This is a genomic window from Thermovirga sp., from assembly GCA_012523215.1.
GTDB lineage: Bacteria > Synergistota > Synergistia > Synergistales > Thermovirgaceae > 58-81.
Map to the genome: position 1 here is coordinate 1 of JAAYIZ010000156.1, position 1,797 is coordinate 1,797.

The 1,797-nt window shown below is 56.8% G+C and carries 2 protein-coding genes; both read right to left on the reverse strand.

Annotated elements, in window-relative coordinates; genetic code table 11:
* Positions 1-198: 198 nt before the first annotated feature.
* A complete protein-coding gene (gene grdB, locus GX108_04205; GenBank protein NLO56241.1) occupies positions 199-1,506 on the reverse strand; it encodes a glycine reductase complex selenoprotein B in 1,308 nt (435 codons plus the stop codon).
* Between the two features lie 34 nt (positions 1,507-1,540).
* On the reverse strand, positions 1,541-1,797 hold a 257-nt coding region (locus GX108_04210; GenBank protein ID NLO56242.1), incomplete at its 5' end, for a glycine/sarcosine/betaine reductase complex selenoprotein A.

A 1,797-nucleotide genomic window follows, 5' to 3' on the forward strand; every position in this document is an offset into this window, starting at 1 on the left:
GTTTTTTTATATACTCGGTCTCTCCGTGGGAAATCCTCTCCATGTACGGTGTGTTGCCGTAGTAAAGCCCCAATTCCGGGGTATGGTTAAGGCAATAGGAGTAACCCCTGATAGCGACATGGGCCATAAACCGCCCCTCCCTCCGATTCTATTGGCGGATAGCCCGGATCAAAAAGTATCCGGGCCATCCAGGGGAACTCAATCATTAAAAACCGTCTGGTCCTCAACGGGCGCCTGGAGAGCCTTGAGGGCCTTCTCCACGAGAACCCGCCTGATCTTCTTTTCTTCCTCGGGGGTCTTCGTCGGATCCCCCAGTGGGTGAGGAATGGCCACCGCCGGGACGATCCTGTTAGCTCCGACGGTGAGGGAGATGGGTACTATGGTGCAGACATGAACTACTGGGAGACCTCCCCTTTCGATTTCCTTGACCATCGTTGCTCCGCAACGAGTGCAGGTTCCTCAGGTGGAGGTCAATATCACGGCGTCAACGTTATCGTTTTTGAGTTTCTGGGCGATCTCGGTACCAAAACGCCTGGCGTTGGCCACGGAAGTGCCGTTGCCAACGGTAGAATAGAAGGTTTCGTGAAATTTCTTGAAGACACCCTCTTTCTCAAGGTCACGCATCACGTCAACGGGCAGAACCCTGTTGGGATCATCGTTGGCGTAGGTGGGGTCATAGCCGCCATGGGCTGTCTCATGGGTGGAGGAGTCGATCTTCACGACGCCGGCCAGACTGTACTCGCCGTACTTTGAAGCGCTCGAGGCCTCGATGTGGTCGGGGTTCCCCTTCGGAACGATACCGCCGGAGGTGACGAGGGCGATGGTCGCGCTCTTCATATCCGTCACCGGTGGGCTCGGGGGCACCCTGTCGAAGCTGGGCATGGGGTATTCCGTGACAAAAGGCTCACCCTTGAGTTTCTTCACGAACATATCCACGGCCCTTTCAGCCCCTATCTTGTCCATGAAGAAGTTCACCCTTATGCCTCTTTCGATGTATCCCTCATCATCGGGTTTGCCTATCGCCTCCACCTTGAGTTGCTTGAGGAGAAGGCGGGCCATGGCGGGCACCGCATCTTTCATGCCCCTGGCGCTGTCAGCCGTTCTGGCTATATAGGTCGACTTGCGGTACATATCCACTCCGGGGTTCTCCTCGTACATACCCGATACGGTCGGCAGGCCGAGAGTCTTTCCCACCGCTTCGCAGACGGCGCCGCAGGCTGTGCCGTAACGTCCGGCGTTGAAGGCGGGGCCGGCAATGACCGCGTCGGGAGAAAAGGACGCGATCAGGTCCAGGACTTCCTTCTCAGCTTTTTCCAAGTTGTCGGCGAAGTAGGTGTCCCCACAGATCACGGTTCCCACTATTTCTGCGTCTGGGACCAGGATCGCATTTAAAGCCTGACCTGGGCCTACAAACCCACTCCTGGATTCCGGCCTATGCCCGGCCATCTCCTCGCCGCCTATACCTGCAAAGAACTGGTTGAGGTAATGGACTACCTTATACGTCATATAAACATTTCCCCCCTTTCTTCGGGGCTACCCTCTAAAGGGTGTACTTTCCGTACTGTTCGCGAACTCCCTTGACGGCGTTGGCGAGGCTCTCCGTTTCGAGGACCATCTCCATCATCCCGATCTGATCGGCCCAGGCCGAAGGATCCGCCTCGTCCCTGATATCCTGTTCGAAAACGTGGTATACCGCGAGCCCCAACGGGACTCCTGCCAGTGGACCTGCGAAGGTGGGATCGCCATTGGTCACCGTTTCTGCGTATATCTCGGCTCCCTCGGCATCGGACGAGCCCA